21 protein-coding genes are annotated in these 24,969 nt (G+C 35.3%); 4 read left to right on the forward strand and 17 right to left on the reverse strand.

Annotation, left to right across the window (positions count from 1 at the left end; translation table 11 throughout):
- Positions 1-14 precede the first annotated feature (14 nt).
- From ACE94K_RS01890 to ACE94K_RS01950, 13 genes are all read right to left on the reverse strand, one after another.
- On the reverse strand, positions 15-4,211 hold the full coding sequence (locus tag ACE94K_RS01890) for a baseplate J/gp47 family protein (protein WP_378179155.1): 4,197 nt from the start codon (positions 4,209-4,211) through the stop codon (positions 15-17).
- A gap of 30 nt (positions 4,212-4,241) precedes the next feature.
- Positions 4,242-4,664 carry a hypothetical protein gene (locus ACE94K_RS01895; protein ID WP_378179158.1) on the reverse strand — a complete coding sequence of 141 codons (423 nt, stop codon included), beginning with the start codon at positions 4,662-4,664 and terminating at the stop codon, positions 4,242-4,244.
- 32 nt (positions 4,665-4,696) lie between these two features.
- The gene (locus ACE94K_RS01900; RefSeq protein ID WP_378179161.1) at positions 4,697-5,113 is read right to left on the reverse strand and encodes a GPW/gp25 family protein; all 417 of its coding nucleotides are present in this window, start codon (positions 5,111-5,113) and stop codon (positions 4,697-4,699) included.
- Between the two features lie 5 nt (positions 5,114-5,118).
- A complete protein-coding gene (gene vgrG, locus ACE94K_RS01905; protein WP_378179164.1) occupies positions 5,119-6,801 on the reverse strand; it encodes a type VI secretion system tip protein VgrG in 1,683 nt (560 codons plus the stop codon).
- Positions 6,802-6,804: 3 nt separating this feature from the next.
- Positions 6,805-7,521: a hypothetical protein gene (locus ACE94K_RS01910; RefSeq protein WP_378179167.1), complete on the reverse strand. Its 717-nt coding sequence runs from the start codon at positions 7,519-7,521 to the stop codon at positions 6,805-6,807.
- Between the two features lie 3 nt (positions 7,522-7,524).
- Positions 7,525-7,689 carry a DUF5908 family protein gene (locus tag ACE94K_RS01915; protein WP_378179170.1) on the reverse strand — a complete coding sequence of 55 codons (165 nt, stop codon included), beginning with the start codon at positions 7,687-7,689 and terminating at the stop codon, positions 7,525-7,527.
- Positions 7,690-7,691: 2 nt separating this feature from the next.
- Positions 7,692-8,219 carry a phage tail protein gene (locus ACE94K_RS01920; protein ID WP_378179173.1) on the reverse strand — a complete coding sequence of 176 codons (528 nt, stop codon included), beginning with the start codon at positions 8,217-8,219 and terminating at the stop codon, positions 7,692-7,694.
- A gap of 11 nt (positions 8,220-8,230) precedes the next feature.
- Positions 8,231-8,674 (reverse strand): phage tail protein, encoded by a 444-nt coding sequence (locus ACE94K_RS01925; RefSeq protein ID WP_378179176.1) that lies wholly within the window; start codon positions 8,672-8,674, stop codon positions 8,231-8,233.
- Between the two features lie 79 nt (positions 8,675-8,753).
- Positions 8,754-9,227, reverse strand: a complete 474-nt coding sequence (locus ACE94K_RS01930) for a phage tail protein (RefSeq protein ID WP_108805100.1) — start codon at positions 9,225-9,227, stop codon at positions 8,754-8,756.
- A gap of 40 nt (positions 9,228-9,267) precedes the next feature.
- A complete protein-coding gene (locus tag ACE94K_RS01935) occupies positions 9,268-10,914 on the reverse strand; it encodes a phage tail sheath family protein (protein ID WP_378179179.1) in 1,647 nt (548 codons plus the stop codon).
- Positions 10,915-10,985: 71 nt separating this feature from the next.
- Positions 10,986-11,762 carry a hypothetical protein gene (locus tag ACE94K_RS01940; protein WP_378179182.1) on the reverse strand — a complete coding sequence of 259 codons (777 nt, stop codon included), beginning with the start codon at positions 11,760-11,762 and terminating at the stop codon, positions 10,986-10,988.
- Between the two features lie 76 nt (positions 11,763-11,838).
- Complete coding sequence (locus ACE94K_RS01945) at positions 11,839-12,417, reverse strand: DUF4255 domain-containing protein (protein ID WP_378179185.1); 579 nt, start codon at positions 12,415-12,417, stop codon at positions 11,839-11,841.
- 337 nt (positions 12,418-12,754) lie between these two features.
- Positions 12,755-13,060 (reverse strand): HPF/RaiA family ribosome-associated protein, encoded by a 306-nt coding sequence (locus ACE94K_RS01950; protein ID WP_378179188.1) that lies wholly within the window; start codon positions 13,058-13,060, stop codon positions 12,755-12,757.
- A gap of 309 nt (positions 13,061-13,369) precedes the next feature.
- On the opposite strand from ACE94K_RS01950, the gene ACE94K_RS01955 reads away from it, so the two are divergent.
- Together ACE94K_RS01955 and ACE94K_RS01960 are read left to right on the forward strand one after the other, a co-directional pair.
- Positions 13,370-14,293 (forward strand): LysR family transcriptional regulator, encoded by a 924-nt coding sequence (locus ACE94K_RS01955; protein ID WP_378179190.1) that lies wholly within the window; start codon positions 13,370-13,372, stop codon positions 14,291-14,293.
- 141 nt (positions 14,294-14,434) lie between these two features.
- Positions 14,435-15,298, forward strand: a complete 864-nt coding sequence (locus ACE94K_RS01960; RefSeq protein WP_378179193.1) for a YitT family protein — start codon at positions 14,435-14,437, stop codon at positions 15,296-15,298.
- Positions 15,299-15,379: 81 nt separating this feature from the next.
- Here ACE94K_RS01960 and ACE94K_RS01965 read toward each other — a convergent pair whose 3' ends face one another.
- The 4 genes from ACE94K_RS01965 to ACE94K_RS01980 all read right to left on the reverse strand — a co-directional run bounded on the left by ACE94K_RS01965 (position 15,380) and on the right by ACE94K_RS01980 (position 20,227).
- Positions 15,380-16,345, reverse strand: a complete 966-nt coding sequence (locus ACE94K_RS01965) for a sodium-dependent bicarbonate transport family permease (RefSeq protein WP_378179196.1) — start codon at positions 16,343-16,345, stop codon at positions 15,380-15,382.
- 58 nt (positions 16,346-16,403) lie between these two features.
- On the reverse strand, positions 16,404-16,691 hold the full coding sequence (locus ACE94K_RS01970; protein WP_378179199.1) for a hypothetical protein: 288 nt from the start codon (positions 16,689-16,691) through the stop codon (positions 16,404-16,406).
- Positions 16,692-17,328: 637 nt separating this feature from the next.
- The gene (locus tag ACE94K_RS01975) at positions 17,329-18,342 is read right to left on the reverse strand and encodes a heme-binding protein (RefSeq protein ID WP_378179202.1); all 1,014 of its coding nucleotides are present in this window, start codon (positions 18,340-18,342) and stop codon (positions 17,329-17,331) included.
- 49 nt (positions 18,343-18,391) lie between these two features.
- The gene (locus tag ACE94K_RS01980) at positions 18,392-20,227 is read right to left on the reverse strand and encodes an oleate hydratase (RefSeq protein WP_378179205.1); all 1,836 of its coding nucleotides are present in this window, start codon (positions 20,225-20,227) and stop codon (positions 18,392-18,394) included.
- A gap of 257 nt (positions 20,228-20,484) precedes the next feature.
- Here ACE94K_RS01980 and ACE94K_RS01985 point away from each other — a divergent pair, with 257 nt between their 5' ends.
- Entirely contained in the window at positions 20,485-22,734 is a 2,250-nt protein-coding gene (locus tag ACE94K_RS01985) for a tyrosinase family protein (protein ID WP_378179208.1), read from the forward strand.
- A gap of 16 nt (positions 22,735-22,750) precedes the next feature.
- The gene (locus ACE94K_RS01990; protein WP_378179211.1) at positions 22,751-24,964 is read left to right on the forward strand and encodes a LodA/GoxA family CTQ-dependent oxidase; all 2,214 of its coding nucleotides are present in this window, start codon (positions 22,751-22,753) and stop codon (positions 24,962-24,964) included.
- Positions 24,965-24,969 lie beyond the last annotated feature (5 nt).

The following is a 24,969-nucleotide window of genomic DNA, read 5'->3' on the forward strand; positions in this document are numbered from 1 at the left end:
TTAGTTTTAAGATCTTATCTTACGATAAAGTCTTTACTGATTTCCATATAATTAATTCCTTCAAAACTGTCTTCTTCGAATCCATTTTCGTTTACGACATATACCTCATGTATTTGAGCAGCTACCATAATCATATCCGGTAGTAAAGGCGTGACAATAGATTTACCATCATTCAGACTTCGTACATCCGTAAATGTTTTTCCATCTTCGCTTTGAAATAATTTGAGATTCGCTACGTAATCGATATACGGACGTTCTGCAATGAAATTGATAATCACACTGGCATGAAGTGATCCCCCGATTTGAATATCACTATCTTCTCCGTATGCCCAAGGGGACATAAAGCGTTTAATTTCTTCTATTAACTTGTCTTTATAAAAAACTTCGTCATATCCAGAATAAAATTTTACAACACATTCTGTAGAAACTTGTAAATAAGAAGGGTTCGAAACCGATACCTCTGCATAGGTCGGAGCCAGATTTTCTAAATACGAATTAATTCTAAAAAGTGTATCAGCTGCTACTTTTGGAGCAAAAGGATTAAATGGTAATTTTCCTTTAATATCCGGAACTACAATCACGTCTACACCACCGATACGATCCGAAGCCGGAAGACATTTTGCCTTATAGATCTCTGGGAACTTATGTAATATCATATGTTCATAATCCCACATCGTTAGCGCTCTGTTTTTGTGTCGTAAACGTTCACTGATTCGTTTATATAAGGCATCTCCTTTTTCTGCCGGCTTCCCCTTACTAGAAGTAAAAGGTTGTGAGATTTTTGCTACTTCAGGTATTTGATTTAGCGCTTCTGTAATCGTATCTATCGGTAACGGATTTTCGAAATGTGCTAGCGCTACTGTTTTGCTAGCCAGTGTAGCACTGATCACCTGAGTACAAATATCAATGGTATCAGAGACTCCTTCAATATTTTTAAAGGTACTTATCTTCATCCAATGTAAATGCGATGGCATCAGCGTACCGCCTTGGGTAGCATCTTCTGGTATTCTGATTTTTACGATCCCTGTATTTAATAATCCATTCGTACCATCCTGTAGTAGATTAGAAGGTGCCAATGCTATCCATTCGTTATTTCGCAGATAACTCCATTGCACTATTGGTTTTTCTACTTCTGGATCTGCACTACCTTCTGCCATTTGAAATAAAATTGAAAGTACTTGTGGGGTGTCTAACTCAGCGATTCCCAGATATAATGAGCCTTCATCCTTATACGTAGGAATTAGCGTACTTTCTGCTCCAGGAGTTATATCATCATACCCAAAAGGATGTATATGAAATATCTTATTCGTACTATCCACGGCAGTTTTTGCTAGAATAGTATCACAAGACGTATATGAGATTCCTAGTTTTTTAAGCTTAGGCTGATATGGTGGATTAATCTTTAAGCTTTTTATATCTACCTTCTCCGATATTGCTTGCTTAACAGATAAGGTATTGAATATCGAATGCTGAAAGTTTGTTGGAGTTAATTCTATTCTAAAATAGCGATCCCAAAGTAATGCTTCTTCTTCGTCCCTCTGTATTCCAAAACGTTCTTTATATTCATAATCTGGACTAGTATTTTTTATCCTTGCGGGTATATCATCGATAGATATCCGATTGTCCTGATTAAAAAGCGGAAATCCTTCTGTTACTTCATTGCCTTGCTCATCTTCTATCTTGGTAGAAAGTAACAATTCTGCGTTGAGATCACGTAAAAAGACATCCGCCTTAAAATCATGGTCATTCTCAATGATAGCAGCATCAAAACCTAACTTTTGATCTATAAGTTCAGCCAATTGTGCATCATCTAGTGCAGCGAGTTCTTCCTCTGTATGATCTGCTTGGATAAGCCAATAGTTTTTGTAATAATCCACAAAAGATGTGGGCTGTTTGATCCATTCTAAATGTAATTGTACATCTTGCAAGCGTTTCTGCGATATTTCGTCATTAGCAATATAAAAACTAGTTCCAATTTCGGGTTGAAAGCCAAAAGGCTCAAAAGGTTTGTTGGTATCGATTGTTCCTTCATCGTTCTCTACGATACTATGCTGCATATCCTGAACATCTATTCGAATATGAGCTTTTTGTAATGCTACATCTACTAAGTGCTGATAGCTACTTACCAAACGATTTTGATCATCTTGCCCTTCTATTGAAGAATGTAATGTACAGATCATAACAGGGTGATCAGATGCTATAAAAGATGACGAAGATGGAAATGAAATAATTGGTAAATCATTATCCTGAAGCTGAATTTGGATTCTCAGAGCATTTAAGTATACTTGATCCTTGCTGTATTTCTGTGCATTTTCTATAGGCGTTTCTATAACACCAACTTCTTTCACTTCTACAATTTTTACACCCTTAAAGGCTACGATCTCATAAATTTTTTGAGAGTTATCTACGATGTAATCGCCTATATCAGTTACATTAAAATTAGTCGTATCTAATCGAGTAATGGTTTGATCCTTTATTTCAACATTTAGATTATTCTCTGATGAACTGCCTACATAATTCCCGAAAGAATACTGAACCGCATCTGGCGTAAACCATTGTTCTGCACTGCTTAGATAGGTTTGAAAAGGATCTTTTGTATCAAAAACAGCTCGTAAATCTTTTATTTTTTGGCTGCTGAGATTCAGATCTAACAATACTTCAATAGTACGTTTTCCGTCTTTGAGTAATAAGGTTGGAGAACTAATCGCAAATCCAATCTCTGATGGTTTTAAGGAATTATCTGCAATAGCAGTTAGTCTATCCCCAAAAGTTTTGAATCTTTTACTTTCTTCTTCCTCATCATACTGACTAAAAAGAAAACCTTTAGCATTGGAAGTATCATAAATATCTGATAATTGTTCTGTTTCTGGAGAAGGAATAACCACAGAGCGCAGCTGACGTTCAGAAAATTCTAAAATACGATATACTTTATTTTTATCTTCTTCGGAAATAGCACCATCACTATTGGTTTGCATGAGATGGATAAAATCTTGTTTTCTTAACAATAATTCTACTTCCACATATTCTAATGCTAGCTCAGAGTTTTCATTTGAGGCCTCTAAATCTTCAAGTACTTTTTCTAAAGATGTTGTTTCTCCATTGTATAACGGCAAAGAATCTCCTGGATTTGGATTCCCATAGACCTTCTTTAGCAGGGCATCAAATCCATTGGTATTGTGCAATTCTTTTAAACCTTGTTGTCTCTGGTGAATTACTTTTCTTTCGTACGCTTTTTCTAATAGCTGGTACTCAGGTTCCCAATCTATAGGAATTCCTTCTTTATCTTCTTGGTGCTTTAAAAAAATCCTGTCAAACTCATCTCTTTCTAAAAACAATGCATCTTTTACATAAGCAAGTGCCTCAGCATTCTCGTTTTTTACCGCTCCTTGTAATTGAAAAAGATCTTCTATCTGTGATTCTTCTGGAAAATCTGGTAGTGCGTCACCAGGATTTGGATGCCCTAATGCCATTTCCATCATGTCTACAAATGCAGTATCCTTTGTTTTTCTTCGCTCCTGATGTACATTTTGGATAGTTCGTACTTGCTTAGCTACAAAAACACTTTTTAATTGTGCAATTTGAGCTTTACTAATCACCGTATCTTCATTAGTGACATACTGTAATTCGTTTCCTTCAGTGTCTTCTCCTGCCTGTAATATGGTTCCTTTTTGTACTTCGAGATATTGAGTATTCTCCTCCAATTCCAAAAGTACATTCACCATATCTGGTACTGATTGTTTTGGGTCTAATTGAAGATACTTTCTATAGTAAAAATCGAGATGCCTTTCGGTAAGTCCATTCAATTTAGACTTTACATGATTCATTAACTTAAGAAAAGTGATGAACAACACTACGTGAGGCTTTGATAATTTCGCCTTCTTTTCGGCGTTATTATAAGACAATTCTGGGTTTTCTACATATGCTGCTAGTTCTTTTGCCCAGTGTTTTTGTTGTATTTTTCTACCTTCTATTGAATTTTGATTAAAAATATTGGGGTCATCTATAAGAAATGATTCCCAAGTACCCGTAGGTCTATTTTGTGTATCAAAAAACTGAAGTTCTTTGGCTAATCGTTGTGCTTCTGTAATCAATTCTTCTAAACTACGTCCTTCGATAGCCACATAATCAGTACTCAGAGCATCCGAATTGCGATCGTTCTGACTGGTCCCGTCTCTAAGAAGTATGTTATCTATATTCTGAATAGTATTCATCTCTTTTTACAACTTTAGGTTATTTAGATTTTAAGTAGCTTTAATTTTTGCATTTGAGGGGACTAGTTTACCTTGTCCAGGATACATAGGTAAAGGATCTGGTGTATTTGCTGGAGGTGGTTGTTTTGCTGGAGAAGTAACCTTAAACTCCGCTATAAAAATGCTACCCTTTATGATAATGCTTTTGTTTCCACTTTTACTTTTTGTTGTTAATTGATCTGGACCTAATTTTTTAATGGTTAATGTTCCCTGACCAGGAATTATAAATGGAGGTGCTACATAAGAACAATTTTTAACTTCCACTTTAGATTCGTCTCCTGCTACACATACTTTTTTACCTTTGACAGTGGTTTTTCCTGATGCCGTTATCTTACCTGGTTGTACACTAACAACGGCACTTCCAAAAGCTGGTAAAAAATTAACCGTATCTCCATCTATCACTATTAGATCCATTTTTCATTTAGTTTTAATAATTATCTATTTTATTACAAATCAAATGCTATACTAGAAGCTTCATTTATATAAAATGGATAGATGAGATTAAATCGATTATTTGTTGTTCTTACTATATAATCGATATCGATATGCACTATACCATTTTCAGGATCTATATCTGTTATTGAAACATTATTTACTTCAATTCTTGGTTCGTATAGCAACAGGGAACGCGATACAATCCCGCTTAACTCATTGGCAAATTTGTGATCCAACTCTTCAAACAAAAATTGCGTAAGGTCACACCCAAAATCCGGATGCATAATCCGTTCTTTTAGTGATGTTGATAACAAAATCTGAAGACTTTGCTTGATATCTTCTTCTCCTGAAGTGAGTTCGACCTCAGCACCTCCAACTCCAAAAGCAGGAGGAAATGACCATCCGTTTCCTAAAAATTTATTATTCATAGCACTTATATTAAATCCACTTTTTTCCCTTTTACTTTTACTTTTCCTTTAGCATTGATATCAAAGTCTCCCGCAGCCTCTATTGAAAAATCCTTAGCGCTCATTATTTTAATCCCATCTTTACCCATTAGAATACTATTACCATGAGCATCTTCTAATGTGATTGTTTTCTCCTTCTGATTGATGGCTAATAGCTGCTCGTTAGACTGATCCTTATCTGCAGTAGAAAGTGTTACGGTTTCTTTTCCTTCATCAAAAAGCAATTGATAATTAGACTTGGTAAAAATCCCCTTGTAGGTATTTTTTTTCTTTACGGTATGTGGTGCTTTATGGCTATGCATCGCTCCTAAAACAACTGCTTGTCTGGGATCATCATTTAAAAAACCAATCACTACACGATCTCCTTTTTCTGGAGGGAAGAAAATACCATGGTCTATTCCGGCATCTAAGGTGGTATACATAGCTAATACTTCGGTAGTTTTTGCTTCTTGATCAAAAGCCGGGATATGTACTTTAATTCGGAATCCGTGTTTCGAATCTTCTATATGACCCAGCACTGTTCCTATTTGTAATCCATTAATCCCAGGTAATAATCCTGCAGCTTGTGTCTCCATAATATCAGATTGGGCACTAAACCAATGGGCATCCATTCCAATCTGCAAGTAAGTATACCATCCTGAACCCATTACAAATCCATGTCGAACCCCAGTAATAATATGTTCCCCATTAAATCGACTTACATTTTCGATTTTTAGGGTCTGACCTACTTCTACCTTTCCGTTACCATTAATCCTAATCGTTCCTTGTACAAGTGCAAGTCTTGATTTTACAAGTTGCGCATCTGACCACGATTGTAATTCTAATGGATCTGTAGGTACCGCATGAACCAAGTTTGTTTCTTCAGCACCAACCGCATCTGACAGTTGTGAGGTTTTATAATCAATACTTGTAAGTATTTGCTCTTTACCCTTTTTAGGAACACTAAGTGCTAATTGATCCTTTTTTGTATCCAAACCAAATGAATGTACTTTCTTATATTGATGACGACTACTAATTTTTAGATCAAAATGGGCCAGGTCTATCCCAAAGGTTAGGGTATGATCTGTACTACCAATTTGTGGCGTAAAAACAGAAACATTTCCATTATCAACTTGTACTAATTGGCCATTCGCTTCTGCTCTTGATACTATAAAATCCCAATCCGAAACATAGTACTGAACCATCTGTGGATGTGCCAAAGAAGTATTTTCGATATTCTTAGCTTTTACATCCTTGTAGGTACTAATGATTTCTTTTATAAGTTTACTATCCGTTTGATTCTGAAATACTTTGTTTTTACGCAAAGTGGTCATTTTTATAGACGGATCGCAAAGCTCTATTGTAAGTACTGATCGGTATGGTGAGCGTTCTATTTCCTGATTGATCACGATACCTTGAAAAATCTTAGCTTCATTGGTATTATTTCCTTCGTACCGTAAAAAGATTTCAATGAAAGCCCCTGGTATAAAAGCATCGCTCTCTAAAGTGGTAAACTTTTGATTTGCTACGGAACCATCAGATAGCTTGAGTTCGGCCACAGGTATTTTATTAAACTCTTTACTGGTATCTATCGACAATAATTCATACGATCCCAATGGAAGGATCTTGCCGTTACTTTTAATCGTACTTGTTACTACAGTTGATGACATCTTTTATTTTTCTATGGGTGGAAAATAAATTTCTTGACCTGGTGTTAGATTTCTAAAATCTGTGAGTTTATTGGCACTTGCTACTAATGGATAGTACATGGGAGTGCCATATATTTCCTGACACATCAATGGTAATTGATCACCTGTTTTTACCATACGATAATGCGTAAGATCAGGAGATTGTAAATTCAACTTGGCTAATTGTGCTTTGGGTGTATCGTCCCCAATGAAGGATACATTAAGTTCGGCCCGTAAAGGATCTCCATTTCTTTCGAACAATGTGTAATTTATATCTAAGCTGGATAGCCTACAGTTAAACTTCAGTGTTTTTCCCCAACTAAGAACTAAATAGCGTGGTTCATGAATGTTACCTTTTATTTCTGCTATGTCTTTTCGAAAATTATCTATTCTTTCTGCAACACTTTTTTGGGTTCCTCTTAACAATCTAAGCGCTATCTCAGCTCCATATTGATCTACATCGGTTCCATCAAAAATGAGACTCATACTTACCGTAGATAGACTACCATATGTAAACGTTGTATTAGCTTCATTTTGAGGATTACTGGCTTCTTTATTGAAATTATTTACGAAACTTCGTCGTACAGACTCGGGATTAAACATCACCTCTAATTCACTTTTACCAGTGGTTCTTTCTTGATTATCGAAAGATAAAATTCTTAGTTTTTGTAGTTTAAAACTTAATTCACTTAATAATGCCATGATCTATCTAAGGTTTTTCTTTTTCAATATTTTTAGTACTTGATGCACGCATTCCTGTACCACATCGCATTGTTCTTTTCTGGTATTCAAAGATGAGCTAGCTTCATCTGTCTGCGAAGCATCTGATATGATTGCTCTAATGACAATTTCTTTGATCTCTACTGCCATTTTTATACTCTTAAAATTTGAAATCGTGTATATGCCAACTCCATAGTATCGATAGCTACAGTATTGGATTGTGCATCCAAATCGGACACCGACCATTTTACCGGATATGCTTTGAGGAATAACCATCCTCCAATCGGAATCCCTTCTTCGTTAAATAATGTGACCAACACATTACACGGATTAAACTTAAAAAATGAAAATGTCGTATTGAACTCAGCTATTAGAGGAGAGCCTATAAAGCCTAAGCCTGGTACTGGGAGTCCAAAATTATCTAAACTACTAGCCACATAGCCTCGTTCCAATACTAAATTGTTATAGTTAATCTTTTTGGGTACGCGATGTGAGTGTAGGTTTTGTCCTCCTTCGTTTATCGTGTCCAGTTGTACTTCGGTACTGATACCACTAACTTTTTGAAACCTAAGATCTATAGGATTAGGAATAACACCTCCTGATAGAAAGAACACTCCAAATCTGTGTGATAATGTAGGTTCTTTATCCGCAAAATTCATTGCTCTTAAAACATCTAACATATGGTAACTCTTTAATTGTATTTTACTCGTAGATTATGAGCTATTAAATCCAGGCTCTCGATGGCTACTTCGCTATTGCTAGCGCTAAACGATGGAGCATCTAATTTGAAAGGTAATGCTCGGGAAACCTCCCAAACTACGATGCCCATCCCAGCTTCATCACAAAGTTCTATTCTAATGTCTTTCTTTGTGCCAGATGTAATCCAATCATATAAATCACTTCGACGTTTGATCAACCCTCTTTTTAAAGAAATATTAATCGGCTTTCTTTGTCCACGGATCAAATGATCACCGACTGCCCAACTAAAACCGTGTCGATACAACACATGATCGTGATCAATCTCCAAACCTGAAATTTCTGAAAACGACATGATTTCAACTCCATTAATGGTTACTTGATAATTGTATACCGGTAACGGATAGGTTTCGCTAATTTTCTGTTTATCAATTGCCACAATACTTTGGTTTTTTAAATTTATACTGACTTATCATTCTGGTGTTATTTCCTAGAATAGCACTTAGTTTACTTATCTATTATGCTTCTTCCATAGTTACTCTAAATGCCATTAAATCCATAGATTCTATAGCTACATCATTAGAGCTTGCATCAAAAGAAGGAGCGGTCAATTTGGTTGGAAAAGCATCTATAACTTTCCAGCTCACTACAGTACTACCCGTCTCATCTAAAAGGTGCACTACGATATCTCTTTTATCTACTTGATTCAATTGTATGTCATTGATCCAATCATAAAAGACGGGAATACTCTTTCCTTTTACCAATCCTTTTTTCATTGATATATTTACGGGTTGGATCTGTCCAGGCATGTACATAATATTTGGTCCTACTTTTCCTCCTGTAGCAAAGCTTTCCTTATATGTTGTGGTCTCGAAGGATAGTTCTAAACCTGACACCTCTGAAAAACTTATAGATACTCCATTGATATCTACCCTATAATTATAGGTTACTAACGGGTAATCTGTCTTTATTTGTTCTTTAGTTAAAGCCATTGTTTTACTTTTTACTTGTTCATTAAATTTTCTACACTAATTATGCTTCTTGTAGTTTATGAGAGAATTTCAGTATGATAAATTCTGCAGGACGCACAGCTGCCAGTCCAATTTCTACAATCATCTTTCCTTCCAAAATATCTTGCTGTGTCATGGTTTTCCCCAATCCGATATTTACAAAGTAAGCTTGTTCTTCGGTAGCTCCAGCTAATCCACCTTGCTGCCAAACTCCATATAAAAAACTTTCGATCATAGCCTTCATCTTCAACCAAGTCACAGCATCGTTTGATTCAAAAACTGCAAACTGAGATGCTTTCTTGGTAGATTCTTCGATCATATTGAATAATCTTCGTACTGGTACATATCGCCATTCGTTATCATTTCCTGCTAGGGTACGAGCTCCCCAAATCATAGTTCCTTTTCCAACAAAACTGCGGATAGCATTGATGGATTTACCACTTGTAGTATCTACATTTAGCTTTTCCTGATCTCTAGAAGTAATTTTTGAGATAGGACCGATCACAGCATTTAAACTCACGTTTGCTGGCGCTTTCCACACACCCCTTTCTCTGTCTGTGGTAGCATATGCACCAGCTACTGCTGCACTTGGTGGTAAAATGATTCTTTCTTTGGCCAGCTCGCTTTTTATGCTGCTATACAAAGGAGTGCCTTTGATGCTCTCTAAGGTAAAAGATCCTACACCACTGGTTTGTTTTGTTAATGGATTTCCTCCGGTTCCTGAAGTCTGAATAACTAGCCCATTGGTATCAAGGACTTCTATATCAAAACCTGCTTTCCCATCAAATGCCTTCCAAGCTGTTAGTAAATCGGCAGCTGATATCCCCTCTGCAGGAACCTTTGAAATAGTTAACAGTTTGTTGGCAGAAACCGAAAATTCCAGGGCATCTCCACTACCCCCGTTGATTCTATAGTTCGGATCATCTGAAACACTACCTGTATAGGTAATTCGGATACCATCATGAACTACCAGAAAAAACCCAGATTCTGTTGTGGAAGAAGTATTACTGATTTGTACGTCATCATCATTGTACTTATAATTGAGCGTAGTCTGCAGATAGGGTGTATAAACTGCGCCATATTTTAGATTATTCGTGCCTATTCCATCTCTAAAAGATGTTCCATCTTCATCATCTTTTTTAATATCAAAAATGCAAAACCTGTCTTTTAATTCCTCACATTGAGCCAAAGCACTTTGGCATACTTCAAGATAATCGGCAGCTTCTAATTTTGTTGCTTCACCAAGCATAATCAGCGTAGGTTCGTCTTCTTTACTTAACGCTTCTAATCCTCTTAAGAACGATGCTTTGTTATAATCATCCTGGTAACTTCCAACAGAAATAATATAACAATCGCCTCCACCATTTTTAAAATAAAGATCAATAGCATGATACAATGTGTGTTGTGGAGCCCTGACCGTTACACTCCCTAAAGTATCACCTTCAACAACACTTACCTCAAAAGATGCAGATTGTGCACCTCCATAAGCTTCTTTAAACTCCAATAAAGTAGACACTCTAACGGCTTTGTTTCTCATATCTTTACCATTTTTTACTGCTTTTTCTGTATATCCAATAAAAGCTGGTACCGCAGTAGAAACTTCTGCTACAGATTGTGGTAATAGAGGTACTTCCTCAGTGTACACATCTGGTGTTAAAAATCTAGACATATTCTAATAGTTTTAAATGTTTGTAATGTGCTTTTCCAAAAAATCTATAGATTCTCTCGAAATGCCTTTTCTTATTTAATTTTAATTATTTGGATTCCTTGTTGTTCTGCTCGAGGGTTAGGTAAATGATTGATAAGAACATCCCCATTTTGCAATAGCTTTATATTTTTAATCGGTTTTCTGCTATAGGGAACTAAGTCTTTAGACTCAAAAACTTTTACTTGTGTATTTGGGAAGTTTAATTGAATGGAATTTATAATCTGATCAGTTGTGTTTTCGTCCACTACAATTTCATTGAAACTAATTTGGTCATCTCTGGACTCAATGGCGATATCGGGATCTTCAACATTAGAGACAAAGTAATACTTCCATTTTATGGACTTTGCGCCAAATATGGCCTTAAACTTAACAGATTGATCCAAAGAGGAAAGGTCAATCTCAGCGCCTTTGATAACGATACTTGCCAGAGCAGGATAGCCGCCGAAAAACCCTTCTTGTAGTACTGTACTAGCCCCTAATTCTGAATTGTTTTGTTGTTGACCTTTATTAGAAAAGGAGATCATACTTCCTTTTGCTACTTCAGAAAAATCTGTGATTTCCTTTGTATGCTCTGAGGTGGGATACACGAAAAATGTAAAGTCATCCTCTTCGCCCAAATCTCTAAACGCATTGCTTTCCGGAAGAAATGGAGCCAAAACTTTTACCCCGTTCACTGTCTTTTTCAGAACGTATCCCAGATTTATAAGACGTTTTCCGGTTTCAATATCTGCGACAAGCACCAGGTCTGTCGATATCACCGAAAAATATGGGTGAATGACTTCTATTTCAAAAATTTCTCGATACTCCACGGCATAATTTGTTTGAATTCAATATTTGACTTTCTCTTTGTTCGACTCCTTAGATTTTGCATCCAATTTGCACCAGTTATTTTTCATTCATTTTTAGCTCCACACCTGATATTTGTTCTCCAACAAACTCTATACTCTGATCATCAATAAATGATAACAGACGTACTCTATATAATACAGAAGGTAAATAAGAGGTGTTCAATGAATGCCATACCTGATTCTGTTCTTCTAAGGGAATTGAAATTAGTTCAACCACTAATTTCTCTATATTCTCATCAGATAACTGTGGGGAATTGAGCGGGTTGAAAATCCTATTAACCTGGAAGAACCTAATGACGTGTGATAAAAACTTAAGCGCCTGATCGTACTTACTGAATTTGGATACAAAAAGAATCAAAAGTTCTATTCGAATTTCAGGATTGGTCTGCGTGCGAATTCCATTTCGTATGACACCTGCGTATTGATCAGGATTTCTGAATTTCCTATCTTCTGAAATATTGATTAAAAAGGGTGTTATCTTATCGTTCGTAAAAGAGACCGGATCGTTATTAGTAGTACTAATAAACTCTATGATATTTGACTCTGTAGTTCCCACTACATTTTTGAAATATTCATTGAGTTTGTCTTTTAAAACACTTAACACTACATCTACCATAATACACGCTTTAGATTCTTCGACTTTTATGGTTTCAAAGGTAGTTTAGAGTGCTACTCTTCATATAGAACAAGTCCGCCAAATGCGCAGAGATTTCCGACATTGTACCGGGGAAAAATACTATAACTGTAACATTTCCGACAGAAATCTAAAATGCTTTTAGAAAGAACAAGAGTGTTAATCAGATTAATGGAAAGAAATAAAATATATTCGTGCCAAACATTTTGTATAGGTATCCAAAAAAAAGTAGCTGCTTGGCAAAACAGCTACTTTTCAAACAATCAACTATGAAAACATCATAAACAGAAAACTATCTCGGGCTTCGATAGTTTACCGGCTAACTCAAATTATGATATAATTTTACTTTTCTTCTTTCTAACTGATCCCTAAGATCTTTTATCGTGCTATTAATGGCATTTTCAAAACTATATTCATCAGAAGATGCGTAAATTCTGGGACCCGGAAGACTAAGTCTGATTCCACAAACGTTTCCTTTCTTATTGTTCTTCTGTTCCTTATTGAAAAAGATATCCGCTCTTATAATAAATGAATATTTTTTAGCAAGATTCATTAGCTTTTTGATGGCAAATGTCTCTAGATATCTGTTAGCTTTTACACTTTTATATTCAAATACGGTTTGCATATCATTTCAATTTAATAGTTAAAAATACTTCTTACCTTGTACTCGTTTGCCGAGCTGTGATCATCACTTATATTCATATTACACAAGTGTTTCTTCAGAAAATATTTTGCTTTTTTTTTAATCTTATAAGACTTAAGTTTTGATGTAAACTACTATAAACCAAACCTTAATATTTTTAAAAAACAATATTTATCAATTCTGATTAATCTATTTTTTCTAATAGATTTCATCTTTTTGTTCTCTCTAAATTACATTATTATTTTCATATATTTTTATTTATATTCGTAATCATAAACATTAAAATATTTTATGAATTATACTCTCCACCAATTACAAATCTTTCTTAAAATCGCAGAAAAAGAAAGTATTACAAAAGCTTCTGAAGATTTGCACCTAACACAACCTGCCGTATCCATACAGCTAAAAAACTTTCAGGATCAATTTCCTATCCCATTAACCGAAGTAATAGGCAGAAAACTTTACATTACTGATTTTGGTAAAGAAATTGCGCTTGCTGCTCAAAAAATTGTGGACGAGGTAAATCAAATTAGTTATAAAACCATGGCCTATCAAGGCCAATTGTCTGGTGTTTTAAAAATTTCTGTCGTTTCTACAGGAAAATATATTATCCCTTATTTCCTTTCTGATTTTATGAAACAACACCAAGGCGTAGATCTGGTTTTGGATGTAACAAATAAAGAAAGAGTTATTGAAAGTTTAGAAAAAAATACTGTTGATTTTTCGCTTGTTTCGGTTTTGCCGAAAAATTTACAAATAGAGAAAACAAAATTGATGGAAAACCAATTGTATTTGGTTGGAAATACTTCAGAAGAGTTTACCAAGAAAAAGTATAATAAGTCCATTTTTTCTGAACTTCCTTTGATCTATAGAGAACCGGGATCCGGAACAAGACATACTATGGAGAAATATATAGAAGAAAATGACATCCCAGTTAAAAAGAAAATGGAACTTACTTCTAACGAAGCTGTAAAACAAGCAGTGATTGCAGGTTTAGGATATTCCATAATGCCCTTAATAGGGATCCGAAATGATCTAGAGGCCGGACGTCTCCAAATTATCCCGGTACAAGGTTTTCCTATAAAGTCTATCTGGAATCTCATCTGGTTAAAAAATAAAAAGTTCTCACTTGTAGCAGAAGCATTCTTGAAATATGTAGAGGATAAAAAGGACGAAATCATTAAAGATAAATTTCATTTTTTAGAACAATCTTAAAATCCTCTGTTTATCAAAAAAGAATGTTGATATTATAATGATTCATTATAATTACTATCATTAATATAAATAAAAATATATGACTAATTTTATTCATTTTTGTAACTAAGAGAGAGCTATACTATCTATAAAAATATAAAAATGACTACATTACTGGTTTCAAGATTATCTGAATATTTCCAAATTTCTGTTGGAGTACTGTTAGCAAGTATCGGGTTAAAAGCATTTTTATTACCCAATGGTTTTCTGGATGGTGGAGTAACCGGTATTGCTATTCTTCTAAATTCTACTTTGCATATTAATACTTCCATTATTTTGGTTCTATTAAGCATCCCTTTTTTGATTCTCGCGTACTTTTCTATATCAAAAATTATGGTTATCAAGTCTATAATAGCCATTATTGGCCTTGCCATTTCTATAGAACTAGAAACTTTTGATGTAGTAACCAACGATAAGCTGCTCACAGCAATATTTGGTGGTCTTTTTCTTGGTTTAGGAATAGGGATTACCATAAAGAACGGAGCCGTTTTAGACGGATCAGAAATCTTGGGTATTTATATTAATAATGCTTTTGGAATTAGTATTGGTCAGGTAATTTTGTTCTTCAATTTTATACTTTTTGCGATAACTGCTGTTATTGTTTCTAAAGAAACCGCTATGTATTCTATTTTGACCTTCTTAGTGACGGCAAAAATAACGGATCTCACCATAGAAGGATTTGAAGATTTTATAGGAGTGATGATTGTATCCAAAAAATCCAAGGAGTTAAAAAATGCGATTACAGAAAAGCTAGGAGCTGGGATGACAGTATTTCAGGGTGTAAATGGTTATGGTAAAAATGGTACCACACAAGATTTTGAAGTCATCCAAACAGTTATCAACAGATTCGAAATAAGAAAGATCAACAGAATTATTGACACCATTGATCCGGATGCATTCATACTGGAATATGATGTAAACAGAATTAAAGGAGGTATATTAAGAAGGTATCTGAACAAAAAATAACCCTTATTTCTTTAAATTATTTAGCAAGAACAGGTACAAAAAAATAGCTTTTATGAACCTGTTCGTTTATATAATTTTTTTCTAATCAAATATTTGTACCAAGCATAAATATAATGGTAATCCTATCGTAATATTAAACGGAAAAGTAATCGCTAGTGCCATAGGTATGTATAGCCCTGGATTGGCTTTTGGTGCCACTAATCTCATCGCAGCAGGAACCGCAATATAAGATGCACTAGCCGCTAAAATTGCCAACAAAAATCTGTTCCCGATATTTTCTATAAAGGTGATACTGATAAGCGCAACTACTATACCGTTGAATAACGGAATCAATATTGAAAATAATACTGCAAACCATCCCTTCTTCAGAAATGATGAAATCTTTTTCCCACTGGTAATTCCCATATCTAACAGAAAGACTGCAAGAAAACCTTTAAAAATATCCGTAGTAAAAGGTTTGATGCCAGCAGCTTGTTCTTCGCTTGCCAAAAAACCAACTACAAGACTACCCATAATAAGTAAAACACTACCATTCGTCAATGCATGTTTAAGCACATTACCTAATGGGATCGCATCTTTGTTGTTCTTGTTCATAATGGACATTAAAAGCACTCCGATCATAATTGAAGGAGCTTCCATAATGGCCATTACAGCAACCATATGACCCCCGAATGGTATTTGTTCTATTTCTAAAAAAGAAAGTGCGGTAACAAAAGTCACCGCACTTACCGAACCATAGGATGCAGCTATCGCTCCAGAATTCTCAATACTATATTTACGCCTCAGGATAAAAAAGGTGTAAATTGGCACTACTAAAGCTAACACTACCCCAAAGACGAGAGACCAGACTATTTCTAAGGTCAACTCGCTATGTGATAGTTCTTGTCCTCCTTTAAAACCAATAGACAATAATAGGTAGAGAGAAATAAATTTTGAAGAGTTTACAGGGATTTCTAAATCGCTTTTCAACCTTACTGCAATTATACCAAGGAAAAAAAATAATAACGCAGGATTAGTTAAATTATCAATTAATAAATGTAAATCCATAATGAGGACATTACTGCCTATTTTTAAGCTTTAACAAATTCAGAGATCCTTTATCCAGCTATTTTTTGACCAACGTAATATGTATATCGCTTTCAATCTGTAGCTCCAAGCCTTCTCGTCTAGCCTCCATAATCGTTTCTCTTATCGACTCTTTTGCCTTTAATAGTTCATCCATCCTACTGTAGAGATGCGGCGTGTCATCATTGCAATCTTGCTCAGTAATGCTTAATCGTTGAAGCTTATGAAAATTAATTTTTTTGTCGATAAACATGGTAAGAATGTCTGATGCTTCTGATGGCGTAAAAGTTCCATCCATTAATTTCACTTTTTGATCTGTAAGTGTCATAATTTTAGTTTTTATTAATTGTTTTTAGTTTACTTTTCTTAATGAGTTTTTAGTTCTTGATACTCTCTATTTTCTATTTTATCTAAAATAATAGCACTTAGCATTATTGAACTTGATAACACTGATTCTGTGATAAATAAAAAATATTGTAAAGAGTATAAAAATAATAGCACGATAAATGAACCTATTAGAAATACTTTATTAGCTATTTGCATTTTTACAAGACATGAAATCAAAATATTGGACTTTAATTTAAATAGGATAGTTATTTACTATCGCTTTTAATCATTAAACTATACAATACTTTAGGTAAAATTTTGACTAAACTGCGTACAAAAGTGAGAACAATTTTTAATATATTTTTATTTATATCTATAATACAAAACATAAAATAAATTTATGAATCTCTTGTTTTCTGAGCTATATTGAGAGGACCATCCTATAGTTTTTAAATATTTTTATTCTTATTAGAAGTAAAAAAACCGCAAAATGCGGTTTTCTATAACTTATCTGTTTACCTGATTTCAGAAACAAACTCTAGCAATAACCAATCATAAACTTTTCTTTGTTTAATGATAGCGTTACAGGTAATTTCTTTAACAAATTACCCCTCTCAGCTAGCATTGTTTTATACTCTTTATTTTTTAGTCAATGTATTGCACGTAATATGTGGAAACTTTACAATTTTACCATTGATAGGAATGTTCATAAAAATTGTCTGATTGTACGCTAATTGAGTAAAAGCTCCTCCTTGTGTTAGTGCTTGTAGCCAATAGGTAGCATTGTAATCTACTACATTTGCTTTCTGTTTTTCAAATGGAATATTGGTTACAGAACCTTTTGCTTTCGGATTTTCTGTATCTACGCTCCACTGAATATATTGAACACACGGACTTGCTGCAGCACCATCCTGTAGTGGTTGATTAGGATTATTATTTAATGTTGGAAAGGGATTACCTATACTTTGTGTTGTATACTGAGTACTATCTATTCCTGATGGGATTATTGTTCCTGAATAAGCATTAATTGCAGCAGGACCATTCTGAAGAAAAAAACCAGGATATCCAACAATTCCTCCTTGCGCAAGAATTGAATTTCCATGAGGCACAGAAATTTGTTTTGCTACGTTAGTCGTAACAGATTGATCAGGAATCGGTCCGTTATGAGGCACAACCGGAGTACCGGCATAAGGTGCTTCAGACTGCGGACCTGTTACTAAAAACAACCAGGAACCATTTTCTGCGTGAACCAGTCTGTCTTTTGCAGGTCCGTCTGCAAAGTAAATTCGTTGTTCGTAGAACAGCACATTTGCATTTTGAATATAATCACCACCTCTATTTGGAGCTGTACCATTTATGGGAGAAAATGTAATTTCTTCGTAGTATTTAAAATTCTTTAAAATGTATCCACTCGACTCAGATGAAGTTGGCAATGGCATAATATTATAAGAATATGGCGAAGCTGTTCCTCCACTATTTGTTGATCCCAGATTTTGATTTGTCCAAGTTCCAACCAAATGACTAAGCGGCCCCAAATTGTCAATATTAGGAGCTGGATTAGCCTGAACTGGTTCATTGATAAGTGAATCAGGAAAAACAGGCGGTGTGATTCCAGAAGTTTTTCCAATATAGGTAGTATCTTTTGTTGACATGATTGTATAAGTTTAAAGTTAAAATATTATGTATTCAATACTTAGATTATTATCCCCAATGCCCTCTTGCCACCCGCAAAGAGGGTTTTGTATCAGCAACATTTTTTGTTGCAACAGAACTTTTACAAGGATTGTTATTCATAGGTTTTATAGTTCCTTTAGATATTTTATCCAAAGCCAAGTTACACGATCTTAAAGAGCCGTTTACCCAACCCTGCATATCAGAAATGGCTTCGTTACACATGTAAAATCCAGGTAAAGGGTTGGACAGATATTCTATGGTTTCTTTATCATTTACATTAAGTTGCCATTGATGATACGCATGCTCGAAATCGTCTTCACCATTCCATAATCGATAACTTGTAAAAATAGGTTCAGGAATATTAGTGACTCCAAATAGAAGTCCCATTTGTTTTCTTGCTTCTGCAACCACTGCTTGTGAAGCTGCAAAGACTGTTGGTGATTCCATATTATTATATTTTTCCTGTAATGGCGAAGTAAACTTTGGCCCTACATTTTGTAATCCTTTCCAGAAATTAGTATGATTAAAGTCACAATATAAAGTGAGGGCTGCTGGTTCTTCTCCGCTAATAATAGAAACGGCACCCTTCTTAGAGTCAACCTCCAAGTCTTCTACAGAATAGAAAGGATATATGGAGTTTATTGGTAAATCCGTAAAGTTAGGTCCAAATTCTATATTTGGTCTACCGGTTGATCCTGTATACCACCATGCTTCTCTGAAGTAAAAGTTTATTTTCATCAAGTTCATTCCTAAAACTCCGTGAATACTTTTCCACAATTTCATTCCGTCTTGATTCTTATTCGTGGTGTAAAGCGCCGGGGATTTAGAGTAAAGAGATTTAAACCCTGTTGCTGCAATTGCAGATATGATTTGTTTCGCTTTTACTTTTTTATGCTCACCACAAGGAACATTTGGTCTGGAATTTTGTCCCTTTGGTGTTTCGGTAATATGCATAATAAAATCATTCTCTTCTCCGTGTATGCTATCTATATTGGTACTTAAATAAATATCAACTTTTCCTTCTAATTCTTTTTTGATAGCATCGGGTAGTGTGCTGAAACCATATTTGAAAGTATAATAGGTTGGATCTTTTGGAAAATCTGCCAGAATCTGCCAAGCATCACCAGCATTAGGTAATGACTTAAAGGGACCTGCAAATCCAATCGTATTGGTAAGCATTTCTATACATTCTTCAGAATATCCCATATCACGTAATAATCCCCAAAGTTGCCATTCATTCATAGGTATCCCATTCCATTTAAAATGTAATCTGAATTTTTGCCAATATTCCGGAGTCTGATCTTCTTCCAAAATGATGTCATTAGCTTCTAAAATTCTATGATAGGCATTTGTTATAATTTGCACAGGACTAAGTCCTACCTCTTCTGGTGCGAGATCATATAATTGACTCCATATTATATTTCCTCCTGCATTGGCTTCTGCTAATGAAAAACTATGTCCTCTAATGCAAAATCTATTGGTGTCATCTGTACTTGACATCGGAAAAGGTACTATCTCATCACAGATATTTAATGCAGCATTAAGTGTCATTAATTCATCCATATTATAGTTAAAACGCATTCCACCTTGCTCCTCTTTAACCAAATCAATGTGTATATGATCATAAAAACTAGTGATCTCATTTTTATCAGAAACCTTATGATTTCCCCGAATAGGTATCAAATCGGATTGTAATCTACCTCCAGTGCGGTTAAGACGTTCATAAATTGCAATTTTTTTTCCTGAATACTTTGCATCATTAATTAATCGATATGCACAATACAGACCAGAAATACCTGCTCCTATAATTGCGATATCCACATCATCATTATCCGAAATTTCTTTAAAGGTTGAAATAGACATGTTATTTAGTTTTTAAAAGTTGTGAGTTCTAAAAAGGGGATTCCTCCCAAAGTTCTGTGATTATTTCAAAGAAAAAAAAGCGTATAAACCCCTGTTTTTCGATTTGTAAATGGGTTTTAACTATTTTCTTCAAAAACCTGGATTGATCAACAAAAACAGTAAAAATTAAGAAAACAGGTGTTTACACCTATACCAAAAATTCCCTGATATATGTAGCTTTGAGAAGCACGGCTCAAATAAACTTACAACTCTATATTATGTCTGGTAAAAAGAAAAAAAACTCTCAATACGAAGAAGTAAAAGAGATTCTCAATACACTACAAGGAAAAACAGTTCCCAGTTATCAAGGTTTACATGCTTTTTGGTTGGATCCGGAAACTTTTATGAATGCTTCCTTATATGGACAACGCCTAATCGCTCCAAAAGAAGACCCTAATTCTAGTCAGGAATTAAGCAGTTGTTGTGGATCTAAAGATTCAGCTTCTACATCTTCTTCCAAACGAACTACACAAAGTAGCGGATGCTGTGGATCTGAAGAAAAATCTTCTGACACGGCTTCTTTACAACCAGCTGTATCTGCGGTAGAACAACCTCCTACCAGTACCTCCATTGGAGATTGTTGGCCATCTGGTGGATCGGGTGGAGGAGGAACCATTCCGCATCCAAAAAGAAGTGATCAATCCGCTATCATCATAGGGTTAAAAGGTTTATACCCCTTTGATGGCAGTATTTTTCCAAAACTATTATGGGATGCAGCCTCCAGCGCCTCTTCAGATCAAATACAAACTATTGCTAATTGGATCGATGCTGATTGTCCATTGACATTAGAAGAAGAGCAAAAAAATGCTTCAAAGTTGCTTCAGGTCACTACTTCCAATAATCATCTAGCATTGGCTAATGGAGAGCTACTTCACCAGGTATCTACGAATAAAACCAATCAGGATCATAGAGATAATAAAGGACTTACTGTAAGAAAAGAGGTAAGCTCTCTTACTCCTGAAGAATTAAAAACTTTTAGAGAAGCCTTAAATTGTATGTTTCAATATACTGATTTCTGGCAAGATGAAAGAAGTTTCGATTTTTGGGCCAGGATTCATACCAACTCCTGTCAGCACGGATGGGAACAATTTACAACCTGGCATAGATTATACCTTTACTTTTTCGAACAAAAATTACAAGATTACGATAAAAACATTTCTTTACCGTACTGGTCTTGGAGCGATTATGCAGATCAAAACAAAAATACTTTTAATAATAAGGAATATGATCTGGGGGTACTCCCCGAAGCCTATGGTTGCTACCTTACCCAAAAAGGACTGGACAAGCTTAAAGACAAAAAAACTACAGATGGGAAATCCATATTAACTAAGAAAGAGATTTCTTCATTAGAAAAGATTGTCAAAAAAGGATCTGTATACAATTCTGGTTTACGTTTTTTAAAGGCAGCTGGTATCCCTTACGAAATTATCAATGTAAATAATGTCGCCGTATGGTCAGATAAAATACGTGCTATTTATGATATTTTGAAAGAAATCAATCCATTATGGTTTCCGAATCGATGGCCTGGATCTATGGGTCCATTATCACAATATCCAACAAAGGATGATATAAACTTGCTCCTTTCCATGGATAATTTCGGGGATTTTGGAGGAGGACCTTCTTATGACCATCATTATGGATCTTTAGAAAAAGTACATAATGGTATGCATAACTTCTCTGGTGGTACAAACCCCTGTTATCCCGATAGTAGTGATGAGTGGAAAAAAATATATCAAAAACTAAAGCTTACTGCTGATCCACAAAGCAAGGAAAACCCAGTGTATGGGTGGATGACCGACAATAGAATAACCGCTTTTGATCCACTATTTTGGGCACATCATTCTAATGTTGACCGCATATGGGCACGATGGCAAGAATTACACACCGGAACTCCACAAGAAATGGATGCTGTTTTAGCACCATGGTCAATGACAGTTCGAGATGCTATGAGTATTCAAAAACTAGGGTATGCCTATATGAGAGATTCTGTGTTCTATGATGTATCCAACAAGGTAGGATTGGTAAAATTTAATAGTGCACCTACTAAAGTTTCAACAAATACATTAGATACACACCGCAAAGCAGAAATTAAAATTCATAGAGTTCAAAGAGGAAATCTTCAAAACGCACATATCAGAGTATTCCTAAATTCCCCTGATGCGACTATCGATACCCAAACAACAGGAAACGATCACTTTGTTGAAGAAATTTCCACATTTCACGGAAGCTGTTATGGAGGCCCGGGACATTGTAATCTGCCACTGGATAAAACAAGACAATTTGATTTTAGACAATTACATCACCACGAACCTAGAAATTATAAGATCAATGCAACAGAAGCAGTACAACGTGTCTTAAATAATGGTGCGAAAGACATTACTATACAATTGGTGATTTTGGGTATTAACGGAAAACAGGTAGATAACGCTGTATATATCGATGGTGTATCCTTAAACTTCATGGACTAAATTAAAGCAACACATAATGGACAATACATATACGACTTTCAAAATTCATCCAAGTATCGGAATTGCAAGACTTGGTAACACTGATGATGATTTTTATTTGACTCCAGAGCAACCCGGAACATTACCAATAGCTTGTGATGAGATGGGCAGAGAACAAAAGGATTCTAAAGGAAACCCAATTAGAGTAAGCTCTTTTAAAGATAGTGGCGATCTTTCTAAAATTAAAAAACAAGCTGCCCGTTTTAAAGTCTTTGCTTACAAAAATGAAGACGATACAGATGGAGAGGAAATTAAAATTGGAAGTACTTATAATTTTGTATATCAAACTGCGGTAACAGCTCCCAGAATGGTTCAGGGAAAAGTTACCGACATTGATTGGACTGTACACTTAGCAAATAAAAAAGCTTCGTGGTACGAGTTTCAGGAAACCAACGGACAGCAGGGATATGCGCCAGATCACCCGCTTCGTAATCCCGAAGTCACTCAACCCGATTTAAGAAGACAACTTATCATTGATCCTGGACCTCTAACGGTAAACCTTAAAAACAACAAAGGTGCTTTTGCCAAATTTGGTTCAGAAAGTAAGAAGATGGATGCCAGTAAATATAAAAAAGTATCTTATCCACAAACGTTCCCGCCTTCAGATATACAACCTAATTCTATTGAAACATTAGGTAGTCTTCTAGTTCATGAACAGGAAAAAAATATACGATTAATTGTATTAGGGGGAAATGGAAATTCAGGATCTACAAGAACTCCTGTTATAGAAAGTTTTGTGAATAATGATGGTTGGTTTGATGATATTTCTGATGGACCTGTAACTGCTAAAATTGAATATACATTTACTGATATCACTTATGATGGAGATAAGGAAATAAAAACCAAAACTGCCGGTACGATGGATGTTCAGATTCCTGCCTGGGTAGTAGTAGGATATCCAAGGTATGTCCCTGAAATGGAAGATATGATCACTATGGACGAAAAGATGTATGATCTTTTTGTTCGTAAAATGGCATATGACCCACAGGTGTTTGGTGTACCTCCTTTTACCAGAGAAAATAACAGTCCCAGAACACAGGAAGAATTAGATATATGGAGAAACGAAGCACGATACAATCCCGATTATTATCCAAAATTTTATAAAGAATTATGGCCTCAACTAAGAAGACCTGATGACTTTAAATACACCTTCGTTTTTGACTTCTTTGGTGGAGGTGATCCTCATAATCGAGGAACAGGAGGAAACCTAAACTATGAGACACTCTCCATCCCACCAGAAAATGGAAAAGATCCTTATTACCGATTGAGACAATTCGTCTTGGGAATTATGAGACAAACCAATCAACTTAATGATTATGAGGTAGAAGGAAATTATAATTCAACTTCTAATAAACCTCGTCTTATGCCAATGCTTTGTGGTGATAATCCGCTAAGTAATACAGCTCCTCAAAAGTTTCTTTCCATGACAGAGACACAGTTATTCTTTTTAAAACAATGGGCCAACGGAAAATTTGTGAATGAATGCACAGAATGGGGAGAAAGTAATAAGAAATGTACAAATCCTTGGGCCAATCCTCCCACAACAGGTATCGGAATTGATCGAGGCGTATTGAGCAATGTATTAGGAGGTGCTTTTTGTCCAGGTGGTGAGCTTTCGTGGATCGTAGATAACCCTGCGATCTATAGTGAACCCTATAGAATTAAGCACGCTGATTATATCGCTGGAGGGTTAAGTATTCCTAAACCGATAGCTAGCAAAGATGGTAGTACTGCCCCCAATCTACCAGCGGGTCTTGAACCAGGTGATTTGACAAAATATATTGGAATTCCTTGGCAAGCGGATTTTCATGAATGTACGTTTCAGAATATTAATATCACTTATGAAAAATGGAATAATATTTATCCAGAATCAACAGGTGATCCTGTAGAACAGCAAATAGCATATAACATCCCTTGGTGGCCTGCTCACAGGCCTATCGTGGTTCCAGAATCTAAAGAAGGGGCACAGGTATATTGGGCATCTGGAATACCGAATAATAAAGCGGGAGATTTACAAATGGTACAAGCCTGGAAAGATCTTGGATTTCTAATTTCAGAAGGAGAAGGAATCACCAGACAATTCTACCAGATAGAGCGTAATAACGAAGCACTAGGAGATCCTGTAAAACCGGGAGACCGTTTATTAGGACAAAGTTTTGGAGAATCTACTAAAGAAAACAATAAAAATTAACCGGT

It is taken from the genome of Aquimarina besae (assembly GCF_042434905.1).
Lineage (GTDB): Bacteria > Bacteroidota > Bacteroidia > Flavobacteriales > Flavobacteriaceae > Aquimarina.